The sequence below is a fragment of the Pseudomonas putida genome, from assembly GCF_050990305.1.
Taxonomy (GTDB): domain Bacteria; phylum Pseudomonadota; class Gammaproteobacteria; order Pseudomonadales; family Pseudomonadaceae; genus Aquipseudomonas; species Aquipseudomonas putida_AH.
Genome location: NZ_CP158817.1, coordinates 1,063,420 through 1,082,811 on the forward strand (window position 1 = coordinate 1,063,420; position 19,392 = coordinate 1,082,811).

Annotated in this window: 20 protein-coding genes and 1 tRNA gene; 10 read left to right on the plus strand and 11 right to left on the minus strand. The window is 57.9% G+C overall.

Annotation, left to right across the window (positions count from 1 at the left end; genetic code table 11):
• The first annotated feature begins 144 nt into the window (after window positions 1-144).
• Window positions 145-597, plus strand: coding sequence for a hypothetical protein (locus tag ABTV22_RS04795; RefSeq protein WP_433738800.1), 453 nt, complete (start codon window positions 145-147; stop codon window positions 595-597).
• Between the two features lie 318 nt (window positions 598-915).
• Window positions 916-1,257, plus strand: coding sequence for a potassium channel family protein (locus ABTV22_RS04800; protein ID WP_433738801.1), 342 nt, complete (start codon window positions 916-918; stop codon window positions 1,255-1,257).
• Between the two features lie 101 nt (window positions 1,258-1,358).
• Here ABTV22_RS04800 and ABTV22_RS04805 read toward each other — a convergent pair whose 3' ends face one another.
• The 5 genes from ABTV22_RS04805 to ABTV22_RS04825 form a co-directional block, all read right to left on the minus strand.
• On the minus strand, window positions 1,359-1,580 hold the full coding sequence (locus ABTV22_RS04805) for a formate dehydrogenase subunit delta (protein ID WP_433738802.1): 222 nt from the start codon (window positions 1,578-1,580) through the stop codon (window positions 1,359-1,361).
• Window positions 1,577-4,453, minus strand: coding sequence for a formate dehydrogenase subunit alpha (gene fdhF, locus ABTV22_RS04810; RefSeq protein WP_433738803.1), 2,877 nt, complete (start codon window positions 4,451-4,453; stop codon window positions 1,577-1,579). Before fdhF ends, ABTV22_RS04805 begins: the two co-directional genes overlap by 4 nt.
• Entirely contained in the window at window positions 4,453-6,012 is a 1,560-nt protein-coding gene (locus ABTV22_RS04815; RefSeq protein WP_433738804.1) for a formate dehydrogenase beta subunit, read from the minus strand. Before ABTV22_RS04815 ends, fdhF begins: the two co-directional genes overlap by 1 nt.
• On the minus strand, window positions 6,009-6,485 hold the full coding sequence (locus ABTV22_RS04820; protein ID WP_433738805.1) for a formate dehydrogenase subunit gamma: 477 nt from the start codon (window positions 6,483-6,485) through the stop codon (window positions 6,009-6,011). Before ABTV22_RS04820 ends, ABTV22_RS04815 begins: the two co-directional genes overlap by 4 nt.
• A 243-nt stretch (window positions 6,486-6,728) precedes the next feature.
• Entirely contained in the window at window positions 6,729-7,202 is a 474-nt protein-coding gene (locus ABTV22_RS04825) for a sn-glycerol-3-phosphate transporter (protein ID WP_433738806.1), read from the minus strand.
• A gap of 240 nt (window positions 7,203-7,442) precedes the next feature.
• Here ABTV22_RS04825 and ABTV22_RS04830 point away from each other — a divergent pair, with 240 nt between their 5' ends.
• Both ABTV22_RS04830 and ABTV22_RS04835 read left to right on the plus strand, forming a co-directional pair.
• Window positions 7,443-7,811 carry a PH domain-containing protein gene (locus tag ABTV22_RS04830; RefSeq protein WP_433738807.1) on the plus strand — a complete coding sequence of 123 codons (369 nt, stop codon included), beginning with the start codon at window positions 7,443-7,445 and terminating at the stop codon, window positions 7,809-7,811.
• A 320-nt stretch (window positions 7,812-8,131) separates the two neighbouring features.
• The gene (locus tag ABTV22_RS04835) at window positions 8,132-8,608 is read left to right on the plus strand and encodes a DUF488 domain-containing protein (protein ID WP_433738808.1); all 477 of its coding nucleotides are present in this window, start codon (window positions 8,132-8,134) and stop codon (window positions 8,606-8,608) included.
• Here the strand turns inward: ABTV22_RS04835 and ABTV22_RS04840 are convergent.
• Both ABTV22_RS04840 and ABTV22_RS04845 read right to left on the minus strand, forming a co-directional pair.
• A complete protein-coding gene (locus tag ABTV22_RS04840; RefSeq protein ID WP_433738809.1) occupies window positions 8,565-9,302 on the minus strand; it encodes a hypothetical protein in 738 nt (245 codons plus the stop codon). The genes ABTV22_RS04835 and ABTV22_RS04840 overlap by 44 nt on opposite strands.
• A gap of 438 nt (window positions 9,303-9,740) precedes the next feature.
• On the minus strand, window positions 9,741-10,049 hold the full coding sequence (locus ABTV22_RS04845) for a DUF3077 domain-containing protein (RefSeq protein WP_433738810.1): 309 nt from the start codon (window positions 10,047-10,049) through the stop codon (window positions 9,741-9,743).
• 523 nt (window positions 10,050-10,572) lie between these two features.
• On the opposite strand from ABTV22_RS04845, the gene ABTV22_RS04850 reads away from it, so the two are divergent.
• A complete protein-coding gene (locus ABTV22_RS04850; RefSeq protein ID WP_433738811.1) occupies window positions 10,573-11,286 on the plus strand; it encodes a hypothetical protein in 714 nt (237 codons plus the stop codon).
• A gap of 21 nt (window positions 11,287-11,307) precedes the next feature.
• Here the strand turns inward: ABTV22_RS04850 and ABTV22_RS04855 are convergent.
• The 4 genes from ABTV22_RS04855 to ABTV22_RS04870 all read right to left on the minus strand — a co-directional run bounded on the left by ABTV22_RS04855 (window position 11,308) and on the right by ABTV22_RS04870 (window position 13,797).
• A protein-coding gene (locus ABTV22_RS04855; RefSeq protein ID WP_433738812.1) for an IS3 family transposase occupies window positions 11,308-12,470 on the minus strand; the annotation gives its coding sequence in 2 pieces (ribosomal slippage) (window positions 11,308-12,215 and window positions 12,215-12,470; 1,164 coding nt in all).
• Between the two features lie 167 nt (window positions 12,471-12,637).
• Window positions 12,638-13,138, minus strand: coding sequence for a DUF3916 domain-containing protein (locus tag ABTV22_RS04860; RefSeq protein ID WP_433738813.1), 501 nt, complete (start codon window positions 13,136-13,138; stop codon window positions 12,638-12,640).
• Window positions 13,139-13,225: 87 nt separating this feature from the next.
• Entirely contained in the window at window positions 13,226-13,555 is a 330-nt protein-coding gene (locus tag ABTV22_RS04865; protein ID WP_433738814.1) for a hypothetical protein, read from the minus strand.
• A 157-nt stretch (window positions 13,556-13,712) separates the two neighbouring features.
• Window positions 13,713-13,797 (minus strand) — tRNA-Leu (locus tag ABTV22_RS04870).
• A gap of 105 nt (window positions 13,798-13,902) precedes the next feature.
• Here ABTV22_RS04870 and queA point away from each other — a divergent pair.
• The 5 genes from queA to secF all read left to right on the plus strand — a co-directional run bounded on the left by queA (window position 13,903) and on the right by secF (window position 19,320).
• Window positions 13,903-14,952, plus strand: a complete 1,050-nt coding sequence (queA, locus tag ABTV22_RS04875) for a tRNA preQ1(34) S-adenosylmethionine ribosyltransferase-isomerase QueA (protein ID WP_433738815.1) — start codon at window positions 13,903-13,905, stop codon at window positions 14,950-14,952.
• Between the two features lie 14 nt (window positions 14,953-14,966).
• Window positions 14,967-16,082: a tRNA guanosine(34) transglycosylase Tgt gene (gene tgt, locus ABTV22_RS04880; RefSeq protein ID WP_433741300.1), complete on the plus strand. Its 1,116-nt coding sequence runs from the start codon at window positions 14,967-14,969 to the stop codon at window positions 16,080-16,082.
• 43 nt (window positions 16,083-16,125) lie between these two features.
• Entirely contained in the window at window positions 16,126-16,464 is a 339-nt protein-coding gene (gene yajC, locus ABTV22_RS04885; protein ID WP_222834343.1) for a preprotein translocase subunit YajC, read from the plus strand.
• 63 nt (window positions 16,465-16,527) lie between these two features.
• A complete protein-coding gene (secD, locus tag ABTV22_RS04890) occupies window positions 16,528-18,396 on the plus strand; it encodes a protein translocase subunit SecD (protein ID WP_433738816.1) in 1,869 nt (622 codons plus the stop codon).
• A 9-nt stretch (window positions 18,397-18,405) separates the two neighbouring features.
• Window positions 18,406-19,320, plus strand: coding sequence for a protein translocase subunit SecF (gene secF / locus ABTV22_RS04895; RefSeq protein WP_433738817.1), 915 nt, complete (start codon window positions 18,406-18,408; stop codon window positions 19,318-19,320).
• Window positions 19,321-19,392 lie beyond the last annotated feature (72 nt).

Here is a 19,392-nt window from a genome sequence, read left to right on the forward strand (position 1 = left end):
CTCGCCGAACATTGAGTTGAATATCTCCTTTTCCGGGAAGCGTAATTGTGTTGCCGGTGCATTCGACTACAGGATTCAGGCTACAGTGAGTGATCCATGCACCTTGCGGACGCTCGGGAAGGCGCTGACCAGAGGAGAGGAGTAATGAACAGGATCATCCTGCCGGCACTGGCCATTCTTATCACTACGCAAACCCCGGCCTACGCCATCAGCGACAAGTACCGCCAACAACTCGAGCAATCGGGCTGCACGCAAGTCAGCGAAACCCAGGGTTGCGATATCCACAAGAGTAAGGCTGAAAATGCCAAGGCCGGCTTTATCAATCCTGCCGCCAACGATGCAAACACCCAGACGCCTTATGCCGGACAATGGGTCGCCAAGACCGATGCCGGCGGGACCGTCGCCACGATTCGGATCGATGCCAAGGAGAACGTCTGGGTCAACGGCAAACCGGTAGCCGCCAAGCGCACCGACGGCACGTTGCAGTTCCACCAGGGCAAGCTCACCTTCACGATCCAGGGCGATCGGCGGTTGCAGAACGAGGATTACTGGACCGACAGCGCTGCCGGGACCAAGGGGCCGATCGAGATCGAGTAGCCATTACCTCCTGGGGCGCGGTAGCGTCGAAGGTATGCGTTGTATGTCGGGGATAATCCGGCCACTGCCTCGGGGATCGGGCGGTGTTGTCTGGTTGTCCTGGCGAGTGTCATGGCATGACGACCCGCTGATGGCCACGAACACGAAGAGCAGCAGCGGCGCTATCGAGTGCTTGGACATGGGGATTCTCCAGAGCCGGACCCTTGCAGCGTAATCGCTGTTCTGCACGTGCACCGCGCCGTTGGTCCGCCTTCATATTCCTGGATTTGTGCCAAGCTGATGGGACGCCTATTCGCCTGTCGCTCAGGAAGCCAAGACATGAAACACGCCCCTGCGTCGCACATCCGTCGAGAGTTTTACAAGGCGGTGGGCTTCTATCTTCGACTGGCCTGGCCGATCTTTTCCACGATGCTGATCATCATCGTGACGGTGGGGTTGATCATCAGCTACCTGGAAGGCTGGGACGCGTTTGACGGCATCTACTTTGGCTTCGTGACCGGCTTGACCATTGGCTATGGCGAACTTGTGCCGAAACTGCCGCTTTCACGGTTGCTGGCGATATTGCTCGGGTTCAATGGTGTGCTGCTGACGGCGATCTTCGCGGCGATCAGCGTGCGGGCAATCGAAACGGCGGTGCGGGAGACGGACGAGGAAGAATAAGGTGCGCCCCTGTAGGAGCTGCCGCAGGCTGCGATCTTTTGATTTTTCAAAGCAAGATCAAAAGATCGCAGCCTGCGGCAGCTCCTACAAGGCGCACGGTGTCAGGCCTCCCAGCCCGCGCCGCTGATGGCTTCTTGCGCCAATGGATGCAAATCCGCTCCGTGATGCTCGGTCTGCCAGGCCAGCAATTCTTTGCGCATGCCCGGTGTCCAGTACATCTGCAGATGATTGCGCACACCCGTCACGGCCTGCTGTCGGTCCGGTTCGCTGGCAAAGTATTGGGCGATCTGATTGGCCATCTTGATCAGGTTGGCGGTGCTCATCGACGTACCTCCGCCTTGGCAGCTTGACGGCGTTCCTTGAGCAAGCGGTGCTGTTCTTCGGTAAATGCCTGGAAGCGTTTTTGCCACTCGGACGGGTGATACACGCGGCTGACTTCCACCGCCGTGACCTTGTATTCCGGACAGTTGGTGGCCCAGTCGGAGTTGTCGGTGGTGATCACGTTGGCCCCCGATTCCGGGAAGTGGAAGGTGGTGTACACCACGCCCGGCGCAACCCTTTCGGTCACACGTGCGCGCAGCACGGTCTGGCCGGCGCGGCTGCCGATGCCGACCCAATCGCCTTCGTTGATGCCACGGCTTTCTGCGTCGGTCGGGTGGATTTCCAGGCGGTCTTCGTCGTGCCAGGCGACGTTGTCGGTGCGCCGGGTCTGGGCGCCGACGTTGTACTGGCTGAGGATGCGCCCGGTGGTCAGCAACAACGGATAACGGCTGTTGACCTTCTCCTCGGTGGGCACATAACCGGTGAGCATGAAGCGCCCCTTGCCGCGCACGAACTGCTCGATGTGCATGGTCGGCGTACCGTCCGGTGCGTCAGCGTTGCACGGCCATTGCAGGCTGCCGTGGCGCTCAAGTTCCGCGTAGCTGACGTTGGTGAAGGTTGGTGTCAGGCGGGCGATTTCATCCATGATTTCCGATGGATGCTTGTAGTCCATCCGATAGCCCAGCGCGTTGGCCAGGGCCACCGTGCCTTCCCAATCGGCCTTGCCGCCCAGCGGTTCCATGACCTTGCGTACCCGCGAGATACGGCGCTCGGCGTTGGTGAAAGTGCCGTCTTTTTCCAGGAACGAGGCGCCCGGCAGGAACACGTGGGCGAACTTGGCGGTTTCGTTGAGGAAGATGTCCTGCACCACCACGCACTCCATGGCCGACAGTGCCGCAGTGACGTGCTGGGTGTTCGGGTCGCTCTGGGCGATGTCCTCGCCCTGGCAGTACAGCCCCTTGAAGGTGCCGGCCAGCGCTGACTCGAACATGTTGGGAATGCGCAGGCCCGGATCGGGTTGCAGGGTGACATTCCACGCCTGCTCGAACTCGGTCCGGACCGCCACGTTGGAGATGTGCCGGTAGCCGGGCAACTCGTGGGGGAAGGAGCCCATGTCGCAGGAGCCCTGCACGTTGTTCTGCCCGCGCAACGGGTTCACGCCCACGCCTTCGCGGCCGATGTTGCCGGTGGCCATGGCGAGGTTGGCGATGCCCATCACCGAGGTGCTGCCCTGACTGTGTTCGGTGACACCCAGGCCGTAGTAGATCGCCGCGTTGCCGCCGGTGGCGTACAGGCGCGCGGCGGCGCGGATGTCCGCAGCCGGTACGCCGCAGATTGGGCCAATCACTTCCGGCGAGTTGTCCGTACGGCTGACGAACTCGCTCCAGCGAGCGAAATCGTTGCCTTCGCAACGGGCGTCGATAAAGGCCTGGTCTTGCAGGCCTTCGGTGATGATGGTGTGGGCCAGGGCGTTGAGCATGGCGACGTTAGTGCCGGGGCGCAGGGCCAGGTGATATTCGGCGCGGGCGTGTACCGAATCCACCAGATCGATGCGCCGTGGGTCGATGACGATCAGCCGCGCACCTTCACGCAGCCGGCGCTTGAGTTGCGAGGCGAACACTGGGTGAGCGTCGCTGGGGTTGGCGCCCATCACCAGGATCACGTCGGCCTGCATCACCGAATCGAAACTCTGGGTCCCGGCGGACTCGCCCAACGTCTGCTTCAAGCCATAGCCGGTTGGCGAGTGACAGACCCGCGCACAGGTATCGACGTTGTTGTTGCCGAAGGCCGCGCGCACCAGTTTCTGCACCAGATAGGTTTCTTCGTTGGTGCAGCGACTGGAGGTGATGCCGCCGATGGAATCGCGGCCGTATTTTTGCTGCAAGCGGCGGAATTCGCTGGCGGCGTAGGTCACCGCCTCATCCCAGCTGACTTCCTGCCACGGATCGTTGATGTGCTTGCGGATCATCGGTTTGGTGATGCGATCCGGATGGGTGGCGTAGCCCCAGGCAAAGCGCCCCTTGACGCAGGAGTGGCCGTGGTTGGCCTGGCCGTTCTTGTCAGGAACCATGCGCACCAGTTGGTCGCCTTTCATCTCGGCGCGGAACGAACAGCCCACACCGCAATAGGCGCAGGTTGTAATCACGGCATGTTCGGGCTGGCCCATCTCGACCACATTCTTTTCCATAAGGGTCGCGGTGGGGCAGGCCTGTACACAGGCGCCGCAGGACACGCATTCCGAATCGAGGAAGTTATCGCCACCGGCAGCCGTGACACGGGACTCGAAACCGCGCCCGGTAATGGTCAGGGCAAAGGTGCCCTGGGTTTCTTCACAGGCGCGTACGCAGCGGTTGCAGACGATGCACTTGCTCGGATCGTAATCGAAATACGGGTTGGAGGTGTCCTTCACGTCCGCCAGATGGTTCTCGCCTTCATAGCCATAACGCACTTCCCGCAGGCCGACCTGACCGGCCACGGTTTGCAGCTCGCAGTTGCCGTTCGCGGAGCAGGTCAGGCAGTCCAGAGGGTGATCGGAGATGTACAGCTCCATGACATTTCGACGCAGCGTGGCCAGCTTGGGCGTCTGGGTGTGTACGGTCATGCCTTCGGTGACCGGCGTGGTGCAGGACGCCGGGTAGCCGCGCATGCCGTCGATCTCCACCAGGCACATGCGGCACGAGCCGAAGGCTTCCAGGCTGTCGGTGGCGCAGAGTTTGGGGATGGTGGTGCCCATCAGCGCGGCGGCGCGCATCACTGAGGTGCCTTCGGGCACGGTGATGCTGCGGCCGTCGATGTTCAGGGTGATTTGCACATCGCTTTCGCGGGCCGGCGTGCCCAGATCGATATCGGTTTTCGGGTCGAAGAGCGTGATCATTATTCGGCCTCCGAGGCTTGCAGACCGAAGTCGGCAGGGAAATGTTTGAGGGCGCTGGCCACCGGATAAGACGTCATGCCGCCCAAGGCGCAGAGCGAACCGTATTGCAGGGTGTCGCACAGGTCCTTGAGGATGATCACCTGCTCATCGCGAGCACTCTGGTCGGGCGCGGCCAGCAGGCGATCGATCACTTCCACGCCACGGGTCGAGCCGATTCGGCAGGGCGTGCATTTGCCACAGGATTCCTCGGCGCAGAACTGCATCGCAAAGCGGGCCATGTGGGCCATGTCGAGGCTGTCGTCCGCCACCACCACACCGCCGTGACCGAGCATCGCGCCCATGGCGGCGAAGGCCTCGTAATCCAGTGGCGTGTCGAATTGAGAGGGTGGCACCCAGGCGCCGAGGGGGCCGCCGACTTGTGCCGCTTTCAATGGTCGGCCACTGGCGGTGCCGCCGCCGTAGTCTTCCACCAGTTCGCGTAGGGTCAGGCCAAAGGCCCGTTCCACCAGGCCGCCGTGGCGAATATTGCCGGCCAGTTGGAACGGCATGGTACCCAGGGAGCGGCCCATGCCGTAATCGCGGTAGAACTGCGCGCCCTTGGCCAGAATCATTGGTACCGAGGCCAGGGTCAGCACGTTGTGCACCAGCGTTGGCTGGCCGAACAGGCCCTGCAGCGCGGGAATTGGCGGCTTGGCGCGGACGATGCCGCGTTTGCCTTCCAGCGAATCCAGTAGCGCGGTTTCTTCACCGCAGATGTAGGCGCCGGCACCGACGCGTACTTCCATGTCGAAAGCCTGGCCGCTGCCGCCGACATTGGCGCCGAGGTAACCGGCGTCGCGGGCGATGTTCAGCGCTGCGCGCAGGGTGGCCACGGCGTCGGGGTATTCAGAGCGAACATAGATATAGCCGAAGGTGGCGCCGGTGCAGAGACCGGCAATGGCCATGCCTTCGATCAGCAGGAAGGGGTCGCCTTCCATCAACATACGGTCGGCGAAGGTGCCGGAGTCGCCTTCGTCGGCGTTGCAGACGATGTATTTCTGGGCGGCTTGGGTGCCGCGCACCGTCCGCCATTTGATCCCGGCGGGGAAGGCTGCGCCGCCACGGCCGCGCAGGCCTGAATCGAATACGGCGGTCGCGGTTTGTTCGCCGCCAATGGCGATGGCCCGTTTCAGGCCCTCGAAACCGCCGTGATCCAAGTAATCGTCGATGTACAACGGCCGGGTGATGCCGGCGCGGGCAAACAGCAGGCGTTGTTGCGTCTTCAGATAGGGCAATTCTTCCACCAGGCCCAAGGCCAGCGGATGAGCAGACGGATCGCTTTCTAAAGCATCGAGCACGGATGGCACATCGGCCTCGGTCAGCGGGCCGAAGCCGATCCGACCTTGCGGGGTATCCACTTCCAGCAACGGTTCCAGCCAGTACAGGCCACGCGAGCTGGTGCGATTCAGCACCAGGGGTACAAATCGGCCCCGGCCGTGGATAATAAGGGCTGCTGCAATATCTTCTGCACCTACGGCACGGGCCACTGAATCACTAGACAGATAGAAAGCGGGCATCATGCGTCCTCCCTGCAAGCATCGAGCAACGCATCCAGCCGCTCGGCACTGAGCCGCGCATGCACCCGGCCATCCAGCTCCAACGCCGGCGAGCAGGCGCAGGCACCGAGGCAATAAACAGGGCGCAAACTGATGCTGCCATCGGCGCTGCTACCGTGATCATCCAGTTGCAGCCGATCGCGCAACTGCGCCGCCAACTGCTCGGCCCCACGGCTCTGGCACGACTCGGCGCGGCACAGGCGCAAAATATGGCGGGCCGGCGGGGAGGTACGGAAGTCATGGTAAAAACTGATCACCCCGCGCACCTCGGCCTGACTCAGGTTCAGGGCATGGGCAATCTCGGGGACGGCGGCATCGGGGACGTAGCCGATGCGCTCCTGAATATCATGAAGAATGGGCAACAGCGCACCGGGAGTACCCTTATGGCGCTCCAGCAGCGTGTTGACCACAGGCAGGTGCAACTCAACATCAGGCATTCAGCAATCCTCACGGTCACGGACAATCCAGAAGGTCGTCGGTTGTCCGAAAGTGTCGGCTGCGGCACTCACACCACGTCACGGTATCGTGGCAATTTCAGGCCGGTGGCCAGGGTGCCCTGAGTGGGCATCTTGTTGTGCCTCTTGAAGGGCATAAAAGGCAGATTGCCACGGAGCCTTTTATTAAACCGTACCAAAGCGACGTGTTTGGTTCTGTCTACGACTGTCCTTAAAGTCTAGCCTTTAGAACCGTAGCCCGACGTTGACCATCCCGGCAGCCCCGCCAAGCACCACGAATTCAGCCGCCACCGGTCCCCAGTGGGCACCGAACGAGGGAATGATGACGGGGGCGACACCAAAATGGTTCAGGGGGATTTTGTCGTCGTACTGACCCTTGTAACCCTCGATCAGGCCGCCGCTGAGCTTGGCGTAAACCGGATAGCGCTCATGCTCCCAGACCTTGCCCAGATAGGCGTAATACGAGCGCTGGTAGAACGAGTTCTTGAACGTGGCCGCCCCCCATAGCAAACCATCGCCGTAGACGCGCTCGATACCGACCAGCTCCTGATGGTTGTTGTGCTCGGGGTCATGGGTCCAGTGTTTGGTATAGGCGCTGGTTTGCACATACCAATAACCGTCCTGATCCTCACCGTCCGCCGCGAGCGCAGCAAAACCGACGGTAAAGCAGGTGATGCCGGTGAGTGCTGCCCTGATCATTTACGATCCCTCGTCAGATAAATTTATGACCTTAGGTAGGTATAGAGAAGCGCCAGTGTGTGCGGGCTGACTTGCCCGACCACTCACCACAACCCCTGTAGGAGCAAAGCTTGCTCGCGAAAGCGCCAGCCCAGACAACACCAATGCTGAATGCGGCGTGGGGGCTGGCTCTGCAATATCGATCGAAATACGCTATGAAGTCACGCTCAAGCTGTTCATTTGAAACACAGGGAAAGACAAATGATTGATTTCAACAACAAAGGCTTCTTCAAGCTCAAGCAGAACGACGAATACGCCGAACGCGTTTCCGGCCTGCTGATCGACGGCGAACACGTCATCGATTCCTACAAATCCATGCGCGACGGCGTGGTATTTACCAACAAACGCATCATCTCGGTGAACGTGCAGGGCATTACCGGCAGCAAAAAAGACTTCACCTCATTGCCGTACAAAAACATTGTGGCGTACTCGGTAGAAACCTCAGGCACGTTCGACCTTGATTCCGAGCTGGAGATTTACTTCTCGTCATTGGGGAAAGTGAAATTCGAATTCACCGGCAAGACATCGATGGTGGAAATTTCGAAGCTGATTTCTGAGCATCTGCTTTGACCTGATTGGCTGCCGCATCACCGCTCAGCCAACCACAATCCTGTAGGAGCGAGGCTTGCCCGCGAAGGCGCCAGTCCATCCAGCACAAATGCAGGGTCGGTTGTATTCGTGGTTTCGGTCATTGGCTGCTGCCGAAGAGAGGTCGGCCGTTACATGTAGATGTAGATTTTAGACGTGAAGCACTAGCTTCCTCGCCTCCATGTTCTGGCATCGTAGGACTGCCCCGCCCATCACAGCATCGGTCGGTTACCTACGTCGAATGCTATAGTCCGCCGCGTTTTTAAGCTTCGAAAGAGCACGGAAGCAAAGGGAGAATACTCATGACAATCTACACCGCAGGCTACGAAGGGCTCACCATCGACGCGTTCATCGCAAGGCTCAAACAAGCCCAGATCGACAAGGTGCTTGATGTCCGGGAGTATCCGATCTCTCGAAAAAAGGGTTTTTCCAAGAAAGCATTTGCTGAATGCCTGGCCGCAGCAGGCATTTCGTATGAGCACAGTCCACCGCTCGGATGCCCGAAACCCATACGAAATCGTTACAAAGTAGATGGCGATTGGTCAGTGTACTCCCGCGACTTTCGAGCCTACATCCGTACTCAAGACGCAGTGTTAAGTAACCTCGTTTCCAGCGTCGCAGAACAGCGCATTTGCATGGTCTGCTATGAGGCGGATTCAAGCTTCTGTCATCGAAGCCTGATTGCGCAAGCCGCTCAAGAACTTGAGTGTTCTCTGCAAGCCAAACACCTTCCAATCAAAATAGAGAAAGTTGCGGATCTGTTTGATGCTGTAGCTTAGGTGGATAGACGAGGCTGACAATCAGCCATTGCCCTGGGAATCGATGGATGGTTCCCATCAGCAGCATAAGGTCCTTACTTGGGAGGTCGACTTCGAGCTTTTTTCTAAACGGAGCTTCCCAGCCTTCTGCGCCATGTTGACGACGAACGTTCCTGTAAAGCTGGCTGGCTTCCCAGTCCACAATCTTGTGGGTATAGGATTTGATCTCTCCATCGACTAAGCATTCGTAGGTGTAGTGAAAGTCGAATGGCACTTTCTCCAGCCGTTTTATGCTCGCTCGTTCCTGATGCTCATCGAACAGGTTGGGCTGTCGCTGTAGAAACTCCAGCTTTTCGATTTCCTGAGGTGTCCATTCCTGTGATGCTGCTTTACGGATATGCAGAGCTACTATGCGAGCAGGCCTGAGCAGGCCCAAGGTGACACCGTCATTCAGTCGCGCCTTCTCTAGCTCGTCAAAGCTATCGTAGATGGTCAGCTTATCCAAAAGCGTGCGTCGTTCTTTCCAGTCTCCCGCAGGTAACTTTGTACCCACAGAAATAGTGTCCACTCCAATTTTGTGGCTTTCTGGTCGTCTGTCTGCCGGGCTTCTTTCAATAAAGGCCTCAATCCATTGCCACTTCGCGAACTGCTGATCTTCGGTGACCAGGCGAAATGGAACGGGATAGAGACGTATGAGATTGCCTTGTTCGTCCATACCTGCGACGCAGGACGTTTCGGCATATGTAGCGCTGGGGGAGGGATATGTCTTGCAGAGAACAAGTATTCGAGCTTTCCGTCGCATTCTGACCAGGTCCATTTGGCTTTTTGAACACCGCCTAGCATCGGGGCGATGAACAGTTGTCAGCAATACCTTGCAGCCGGAGTAGGCGGGTCTTTCTGTTGCTCCATATGTATCGATTTAATTGTTTGGTTTTTCAATCGTGCTTCAGCACACAGTCCACCCTATTCCCTTTGGAGCAACTGTCTCCACCCTGCAATGGGTCAGTATTTTGCCTGCCAACTCAACATAACCCCTGTGGGAGCGAGCCTGCTCGCGATAGCGCCAGCCCATCCAACACCAATGCCAAATGCACTACCGCAACCGCAAGCAACCCACCCCACATGCAAACCGTTTATCCACAGGCTCCAGCCACTACCCCTCAGCCTTCGCCGCCCGCTTAGGCACTGGCACAAACTCCCGATCCCGAGTCAGCACCTTCACCGCATCATCCACCACCGCCTTACTCATCGCCGTCAAATAATGCGCAGCCCAGGCGTGGTAATCCGTGTCCCTGGCATAAGCCGCATCCTTGGTCAGCGCCTTGGCGAGAAACAGAAAATCAGAAGCCATGGCCAACGCATCGCCGAGCGGGACATCGCGGGTGACGTGGAATAGCGGTTGATCCGTGCAATAGATCGCAGGTGTCAGGCCGATGGTTTTGAGTTCGGGTTGGTTGGTCATTGGCCACCTCCGAGGATGGAGAGGCGATGGGGGAGGGTGTTGCGCGATTGGGAATTGCGTAGAGAGGAAAGCCAAATTTCAAACGGATTGATACTGCGCATTATCCAACTCCTTGATATGAGGAGCTGTCACGTTCGTTTCCACACGAATGGGTGACAGCTGTGCGCAGGGTGGAAAACCGGGAATCAAGGAAACCGGCACGCCCGAGGGCGTCCCACGCACAGCCGCCATAACTCACGCCGCAGGCATAAAAAAAGCGCCGGCAGACGTGATGGGGGCGCTGTTGCGCCTTGAATTACACGGGTTTCCACACCCGGTCGCTGAATTGGCAGCGACGGGTGGGAGGTTAACGTGTAGGCCTTGTACCTGCAACCTCGACGATAATGCGGTTTTCCATCGACAGTCGTTCGGTATGTTCTATTGAACGTTAATCAACGTTGGGTGAAATAGATCATCTTAGTTGAGTCGCTGATAGACTGAATTTTCCGCAGCCACTTGGGCTGCTCATTAGCCCGGTCGTGAGATGAATATCAAAGAGTTTTGCCACGTTCATGAATTCGATATGAGTAAATGTGCAGTAAATTTAGGTGGTGGCAGCTTCACGTTGACGGAGCTAAAAACATCGCCTGTCGATTTCTTGAGTTTGGCAGAAGAGGATTTTGAGCGAGGCGGCCTGCCTGCACTTATCAATGCAACGACTAATGCAAAGCGGGCGATTGTTTGTCAGCTTGATCAGTTGTTGATTTCTTTTGGTTATCCGTCTTTCGAATGGAATGTACCGAAAAAAATTGAGCAATTACGGGCGCTAGGCTTATTAGCACCAAGCCTTCTGCGGAAAGTAGTTAAGATGCGAAATGTTCTTGAGCATGAATATGAAGCTCCTGATCTTCAAGCTGTAGAGGAGTCGCTGGATGTCGCGAGTCTCTTTGTGATGTCAGCTTCTGCTATGTTCATTCCGTTCGATGATGTACTGGAATTTTCACTGCCAGAGTCAAGTGCTAGGGATAACTCGGTTACGCACATAACAGCTGGATTGCACCGAGAGTCTCGTGGTGTTTTTTACACCGTCTATGCATATGAGCCCAATGAGTCTTACGGTCGATGCGTTGGACAATGCGAGATTCCATCGGGGCATATTTTGTTCGAGGCGATGGTAAAACTCTCCGCGTCTTTGATGCTTCGATACAAGGTTGACCAAACTTTCGATAATTTTGAGAAGGCTTACGCACAGCTTTGAGAGGGGCACGCTCTGTAGTGGTCAACTAATCCCGGACACGACGTTAAGTTTTTTCTCGGCCTGAGCTGGGGCCAGTCCGTTGTTGAATTGGTGCGGTCTAATCCAGTTGTATCGATGCATCAGGTAATGACTGATGTCGCGGTGCGCTTCTTGAGCTGTCATGTAGCCCACGGTCGGTATCCATTCAGTTTTCAAGCTGCGAAATACACGCTCCATCGGCGCATTATCCCAACAGTTTCCACGACGGCTCATGCTCTGGCGAATGCGGTAGCGCCAGAGCCGTTGGCGAAACTGACGGCTGCCATATTGCGAACCCTGATCTGAGTGAAACAGCAGCCCTTGAGGCCTGCCACGCTGTTCATAAGCCATGTCCAACGCCTTGATCACCAACTCAGCGTCTGGTTTATTCGACAGCGCCCAGCCCACAATTCGGCGCGCGTAGAGATCCAGAACAACCGCCAGGTAATGCCATTTCCCTTGAGCCCAGACGTAGGTGATATCGCCACACCAGACCTGATTGGGTGCCGGCACTTCAAACTCTCGATTCAAAATGTTCGGAATGTCAGGCCGCTCGACCGTCGCTTGTTTGTAGGCATGTGATCCAGGTTGTTTGCTGACTAACTTCAGTTCCCGCATCAGACCACGCACCTTGAATCGCCCGATTTGCTCGCCGTCTTCCTGCATCATCGACACGATGCTGCGGCTACCGGCGGCGCTTCGGCTTTGCGTAAACAGTTCATTGACCCGACTGCGCAACCGAAGCCGCTCAACGTCCGGAGTTCGGCGTCTGAGGCGGTGGGCGTAGTAACACGAGCGAGTGATGTCAAAGACTGCGCAAAGCCAATCGACTGGCTCCTGGGCGCTTAACTGATCAATCAGCGTGTGCGCTCGTGCTCTTCCGACATCAAGAGCGCGGTAGCCTTTTTTAAAATGGATTTCTCCCGCTCAAGGCGAGCAATGCGCGCTTCCAGTTCTTGGATTTTCTGCTGCTCAGGCGTCAGCGCTTTGCTCTGCGGAGTCACGCCGTTGCGCTCCTGCTGGAGTTGGTTAACCCAGCGGCGCAACGCGGACTCGACCACCCCAAGCGAGCGGCTGGCTTCGGTATGGCTATAGCCTTGATCGAGCACGAGGCCTGCGGCCTCGCGTTTGAACTCAGCGGAAAAGGAACGACGTTGCTTGGTCATCAGACACCTCTATCTGGCGAGCATTCTCGCCTAAATGGGTGTCCGGTTTCATTAGACCACTACACTCATGGGCCAATCAGGGGCGGACCAAAAGGGGGGGTGGAATTACTTTTTTGCTGACGCACCAGCAACTCAAACTGCCTTATCCTAGCGTAGAGAAATCTATGTCAGGCCGGTTCCCCAATGCACCACCATTGAACAGCGACCTCATCATCAGCTTGAGTGACGTCATTCCCATGCTCGATGAAATGCGTTGGCGTGCGCAATGCAAGCGTATGACTGATCCGCTTTGGCTTGAGCGTGTTGCTCTCACCGAGAAAGCGTAGGTAGTAGTCCTGATCATAGAAAATGGCGATTTCGCTCTGATGAACCCATGGCCATGTCAGAAGGCAAGCGACCCGGTAGTAACCCTGTGTGCGGTCAGCTGCGTTGGACAGGTGGCAGGCAGCTTCGAGTAGTTGCTGAATGCAAAAGGCCTGATCTTCGATCCTGGCGTGAGGGCCCTCGACTAAAGCCGCGTGCACCGGGATCTTCCAGTGTGTGTAGCGCTCCATGTGCTCGGATCGCGGGTGAAATTCGTCGCGAAAAGTGGAGGCCCAATGTTCCAGAGCGCGAAGGCGACGGTGAATGCCTTTGAGTGGCTTGTTGTTGACAGCAATGCGTCGCATTGAAACGTCCTTGTGATACCGAAAATTTTTCGGCGTGTCTGATCAGTCAGAGTAACGAGGCACTCATCTTGCTCTCAACCCAAAAAATCACTGAATATCTTTCAAGTAATCTTTAAGCGCGATGAGCGGGGTATCAAGCTGCTCCAGCGTCTGCGCAGTGCTGAAATCAACTGACAATCTATTCAGCTCTCGACCCAGTGGCGTACCAGCCCCACCTATCGCCTCAAGCGCCAGCTCCACGCATTCAGCCACTTTGCCCTTGATAGTCGCTACATCATCTCTGCGCACCAACAGCTCAAACACATCCCGCTGGTAATCACCCATCACCAAATCGTCACGCAAGATCGGGCTTTGGTCTTCAGTTTCGTAGGCCAGTTTGAGGGAGTAGAGGGCGATGGTTTCCAGGTGCGATTCCATGGGGAGTCCTTGTGAAAGGGTCAAGTCCGGAACAAGAGAAGCGGGGGAGCAAGGTCAAGAGCATCGCCAGCAAGCCGGCTCCTACGGATCGAAGGCGTGGTGACCAGTTTTCTGTAGGCGAAAAAAAAGGCCTTGCTAAGCAAGACCTTTCTTAATTTGGTGCCCCGAGGGAGACTCGAACTCCCACTCCTTTCGAAAACGGATTTTGAATCCGCCGCGTCTACCAATTCCGCCATCAGGGCAATGGCCGCGGAGTATAAAGATGAGATAACCGTCGGTCAATCAGGTACATGGAGAATTTTTGATATTTCCGCTAGACTTCCCGGCCCTGCTAGACGAACCCCATCATGCGCGTTGCTGACTTTACTTTCGAGCTTCCTGATTCGCTGATCGCCCGCCACCCTTTGGCCGAGCGTCGCGGTAGTCGCCTGTTGACCCTGGATGGGGTCAGTGGCGCCCTGGCACACCGTCAATTCACTGATTTGCTTGAGCATTTGCGCCCGGGCGATTTGATGGTGTTCAACAATACCCGGGTGATTCCGGCGCGGCTGTTTGGCCAGAAGGCTTCCGGCGGCAAGCTGGAAATCCTGGTGGAGCGGGTGCTCGACAGTCATCGCGTGCTGGCCCATGTGCGGTCCAGCAAGTCGCCTAAGCCTGGGTCGAAGATCCTGATCGATGGCGGTGGCGAGGCCGAGATGCTGGCGCGTCACGATGCGCTATTCGAGCTGGGGTTTGCCGAAGAAGTGTTGCCGCTGCTCGACCGCGTCGGGCACATGCCGCTGCCTCCTTATATAGACCGCCCGGACGAAGGCGCGGACCGTGAGCGTTACCAGACCGTCTACGCCCAGCGTTTGGGCGCGGTGGCGGCGCCGACGGCGGGGCTGCATTTCGATCAGGTGTTGATGGAGGCGATTGCCGCCAAGGGCGTCGAGACCGCGTTCGTGACCTTGCACGTTGGCGCCGGTACTTTCCAGCCAGTGCGTGTGGAGAAGATCGAAGACCACCACATGCACAGCGAATGGCTGGAAGTCGGCCAGGACGTGGTCGATGCCGTTGCCGCCTGTCGCGCGCGCGGCGGTCGAGTGATTGCAGTGGGGACCACCAGCGTGCGTTCCCTGGAAAGCGCCGCGCGCGATGGCGTGCTCAAGCCGTTCAGTGGCGATACCGACATCTTTATCTTCCCCGGCCGGCCGTTTCATGTGGTCGATGCCCTGGTCACCAACTTCCATTTGCCCGAATCCACGCTGTTGATGCTGGTTTCGGCGTTCGCCGGTTATCCGGAAACGATGGCCGCCTATAAAGCCGCGGTCGACAACGAATACCGCTTTTTCAGCTACGGTGATGCGATGTTTATCACCCGTAACCCCGCACCACGTGGCCCTGAGGACAAAGAATGAGTCGCCAATGTCGTATGTCGTTTGAGCTGCTTGCCACCGATGGCAAGGCTCGTCGTGGTCGCCTGACCTTTCCCCGTGGCACCGTCGAGACCCCGGCCTTCATGCCGGTGGGCACCTATGGCACGGTCAAGGGCATGCTGCCACGGGATATCGAGGCGATTGGCGCTGAAATCATTCTGGGCAACACCTTCCACCTGTGGCTGCGCCCGGGCATGGAAGTGATCAAGAAGCACGGCGATCTGCACGATTTCATGAAGTGGAAAGGCCCGATCCTGACTGACTCCGGCGGTTTCCAGGTGTTCAGTCTGGGCGCCATGCGCAAGATCAAGGAGGAGGGCGTGACCTTCGCCTCCCCGGTCGACGGCGCCAAGGTGTTCATGGGCCCGGAAGAGTCGATGCAGGTTCAGCGTGACCTGGGCTCCGACATCGTGATGATTTTCGACGAATGCACGCCGTATCCGGCCGACGAAGACGTGGCACGCGTGTCCATGGAATTGTCCCTGCGTTGGGCCCAGCGCTCGAAAAACGCCCATGCCGACAACACGGCGGCGCTGTTTGGCATCGTTCAGGGCGGCATGCACCAGGACCTGCGCATGCGCTCCCTGGAAGGCCTGGACAAGATCGGTTTCGATGGCCTGGCCATTGGTGGCCTGTCGGTAGGCGAGCCCAAGCATGAAATGATCAAGGTGCTGGATTATTTGCCGGCCCAGATGCCCGCTGACAAACCTCGTTACCTTATGGGCGTTGGCAAACCGGAAGATCTGGTGGAGGGTGTGCGCCGCGGTGTGGACATGTTCGATTGCGTGATGCCAACCCGTAATGCCCGCAATGGGCATCTGTTCATTGATACAGGCGTGATCAAGATCCGTAACGCGTTCCATCGCCATGATGATTCGCCGCTGGATCCGACCTGCGATTGCTATACCTGCCAGAACTTCTCCCGCGCTTATCTGCATCACCTGGACAAGTGCGGCGAAATGCTGGGGAGCATGCTCAATACCATCCATAACTTGCGCCATTATCAAGTGCTTATGGCCGGTTTGCGCGAGGCAATTCAACAGGGTACATTGGCCGCCTTTGTCGATGCCTTCTACGCCAAACGCGGGCTTCCCGTGCCGCCTTTGGACTGAGTTTTCTGACCCCAAGATTCAACATTTGCAACTGGAGTGCTAAATGAGCTTTTTTATCTCTAATGCCATGGCTGACGCTGCTGCACCGGCAGCTGCAGCCCCAATGGGCGGCGGCTTTGAGTGGATTTTCCTGGTCGGCTTCCTGGTCATCTTCTACCTGATGATCTGGCGTCCACAGGCCAAGCGCGCCAAAGAGCAGAAGAACCTGCTGAGCAGCCTGCAGAAAGGCGACGAAGTTGTGACCACCGGCGGCATCGCTGGCAAGATCACCAAGGTTGCTGACGATTTCGTCGTTCTGGAAGTTTCCGACACCGTCGAAATGAAGTTCCAGAAAGGCGCTATCGCCGCCACCCTGCCTAAAGGCACGCTGAAAGCGATCTAAGTTTCAACTTCTACTCAATCGACGGGGCGCGCAAGGCGCCCCGCGTCATAAACGGGCGGCGTGATGCTGAACAAATATCCTCTGTGGAAATACATTCTGATCCTGGCGGTGCTGGCGATCGGTCTGATTTATTCCGCTCCCAATCTCTATCCCGATGACCCGGCTATTCAAGTCAGCGGCGCAAGTACTGCGCTGCAGGTCACTCAGGCCGATTTGGATCGCGTGAGCGCTGCGCTCAAGGAATCCGGGATCAACGTCAAGGCGACTTCGCTGACGGCCGGTGGCAAGGGCGGTCTGGTTCGCCTGGTCAAGGCTGAAGACCAGTTGCCTGCCAAGGACGTTGTGCGCAAGGCCCTGGGTGATGACTACGTCGTCGCGCTGAACCTGGCACAAACCACCCCGCAATGGCTGCGCAACCTCGCTGCGCACCCGATGAAGCTGGGTCTGGACTTGTCCGGTGGTGTGCACTTCCTGTTGGAAGTGGACATGGAAAAAGCCCTGGATGCCCGCCTGAAAGTCTACGAAGGCGACGTCAAGAGCTTGTTGCGCAAAGAGAAAGTGCGTTATCGCAGCCTGCCGCAACTGGGCGGTGCCATTCAGCTGGGCTTCACCGATGAAGCGATCCGCGAAGAGGCTCGTGCGCTGGTACGCAAGAACTTCAATGATTTCGACATTGTTCCGGCCGACCTCAATGGTCAGCCGGTGCTGCGTCTGGCGATGACCCCGGCCAAGCTGGCGGAAATCCGCGAATACTCCATCAAGCAGAACTTGACCACGGTACGTAACCGCGTCAACGAGCTGGGTGTTGCCGAACCGATCGTCCAGCGTCAGGGCGCCAACCGCATCGTGGTTGAGCTGCCGGGCGTGCAGGACACCGCAGAAGCCAAGCGTATTCTGGGCAAGACGGCCAACCTGGAGTTCCGTCTGGCCGCCGAGCCTGGTGCTTCGAAAGCCACTTCCGAGGAGTTCGAGTTCCGTGAAGGCAAGCGTCCTCCGGCTCTGATCGAGCGTGGCCTGATCATCACCGGTGACCAGGTGACTGACGCCAAGGCTGGCTTCGGCGAGCACGGCACGCCTGAAGTGAACATTCGTCTGGATGGTCACGGCGGCGAGCTGATGAGTCGTGCGACCCGTTCGAACGTCGGTCGCAGCATGGCGGTGATCTTCATCGAGCAGCGCCCTGTCACCACTTACACCAAGCAAATGGTCGACGGCGTCGAGAAAGACGTGGCGGTGCAGTCGTTCAAGGAAGAGAAGAAGATCATCAGTCTGGCGACCATTCAGTCGCCGCTGGGTGCTCAGTTCCGTATCACTGGCCTGAACGGCCAGGGTGAGTCGTCCGAGCTGGCACTGCTGCTGCGTGCCGGTGGTCTGGCGGCGCCGATGTACTTCGCTGAAGAGCGCACCATCGGCCCGAGCCTGGGTGCGGACAACATCACCAAGGGTATCGATGCATCGCTGTGGGGCATGTTGTTCGTCTCGCTGTTCATCATCGCCATCTACCGCTTCTTCGGCGTCATCGCCACCGTCGCCCTGGCGGTGAACATGGTGATGCTGCTGGCCCTGATGTCGCTGCTGGGTGCAACCCTGACCCTGCCGGGTATCGCCGGTATCGTATTGACCATGGGTATGGCGGTCGACGCCAACGTACTGATCTTCTCGCGGATTCGTGAAGAGATCGCCGCTGGCATGAGCGTGCAGCGTGCAATCAACGAAGGCTTCGGCCGGGCGTTCACTGCGATTCTCGACGCCAACCTGACCACCTTGCTGGTGGGCGGGATCCTGTTTGCCATGGGCACAGGTCCGGTCAAAGGCTTCGCAGTAACCATGTCCCTCGGGATCTTTACCTCGATGTTCACGGCCATCATGGTGACCCGCGCAATGGTCAACCTGATCTTCGGCGGTCGTGACTTCAAGAAGTTGTGGATTTAAGGGGCTGCCATGTTACGTACAATCAACTTCATGGGCGTTCGCAACTTCGCGTTCGGCGTCACATTGTTCCTGACTGCACTGGCAATCTTCAGTGTTTTCCACAAGGGCATGAACTGGGGCCTGGATTTCACCGGCGGTACGCTCATCGAGCTGACCTACGAACATCCGGCCGACGTCACCAAGGTGCGTGAGCAACTGGTTACGGCCGGTTATCACGAAGCCATCGTGCAGAACTTCGGTGCAACTACCGACCTGCTGGTGCGTATGCCGGGCGAAGACCCGCAGCTGGGTCACCAGGTCGCTGAAGCATTGCAGAAGATCGGTGGCGAGAACCCGGCGTCGGTCAAGCGCGTCGAGTTCGTGGGGCCGCAGGTGGGTGAGGAACTGCGCGACCAGGGCGGCCTCGGCATGCTGATGGCGCTGGGCGGCATCCTGATCTACCTGGCGTTCCGCTTTCAGTGGAAATTCGCCGTCGGTGCGATCGTTTCCCTGATCCATGACGTGATCGTGACCATCGGTATTCTGTCGTTCTTCCAGATCACCTTCGACTTGACGGTGCTGGCGGCGGTACTGGCGATCATCGGTTACTCGCTCAACGACACCATCGTGGTATTCGACCGGGTTCGCGAGAACTTCCGTGTACTGCGCAAGGCCAGCCTGATCGAGAACATCAACATCTCGACAACGCAGACCCTGCTGCGGACCATGGCGACCTCGATCTCCACGTTGCTGGCAATCGCGGCGCTGCTGTTCTTCGGTGGCGATAACCTGTTTGGCTTCTCCATCGCCCTGTTCATTGGTGTTCTGGCGGGTACTTACTCGTCGATCTACATCGCCAACGTGGTGCTGATCTGGTTGAACCTGAGTTCGGAAGACCTGATTCCGCCGGCGAATACCGAGAAGGAAGTCGACGACCGTCCTTGAGAGGTCTCTAACCCAGAGCAGTTCCCCTACCGACGTAGTCCAAAAAGGCGCGAGTTGAACTCGCGCCTTTTT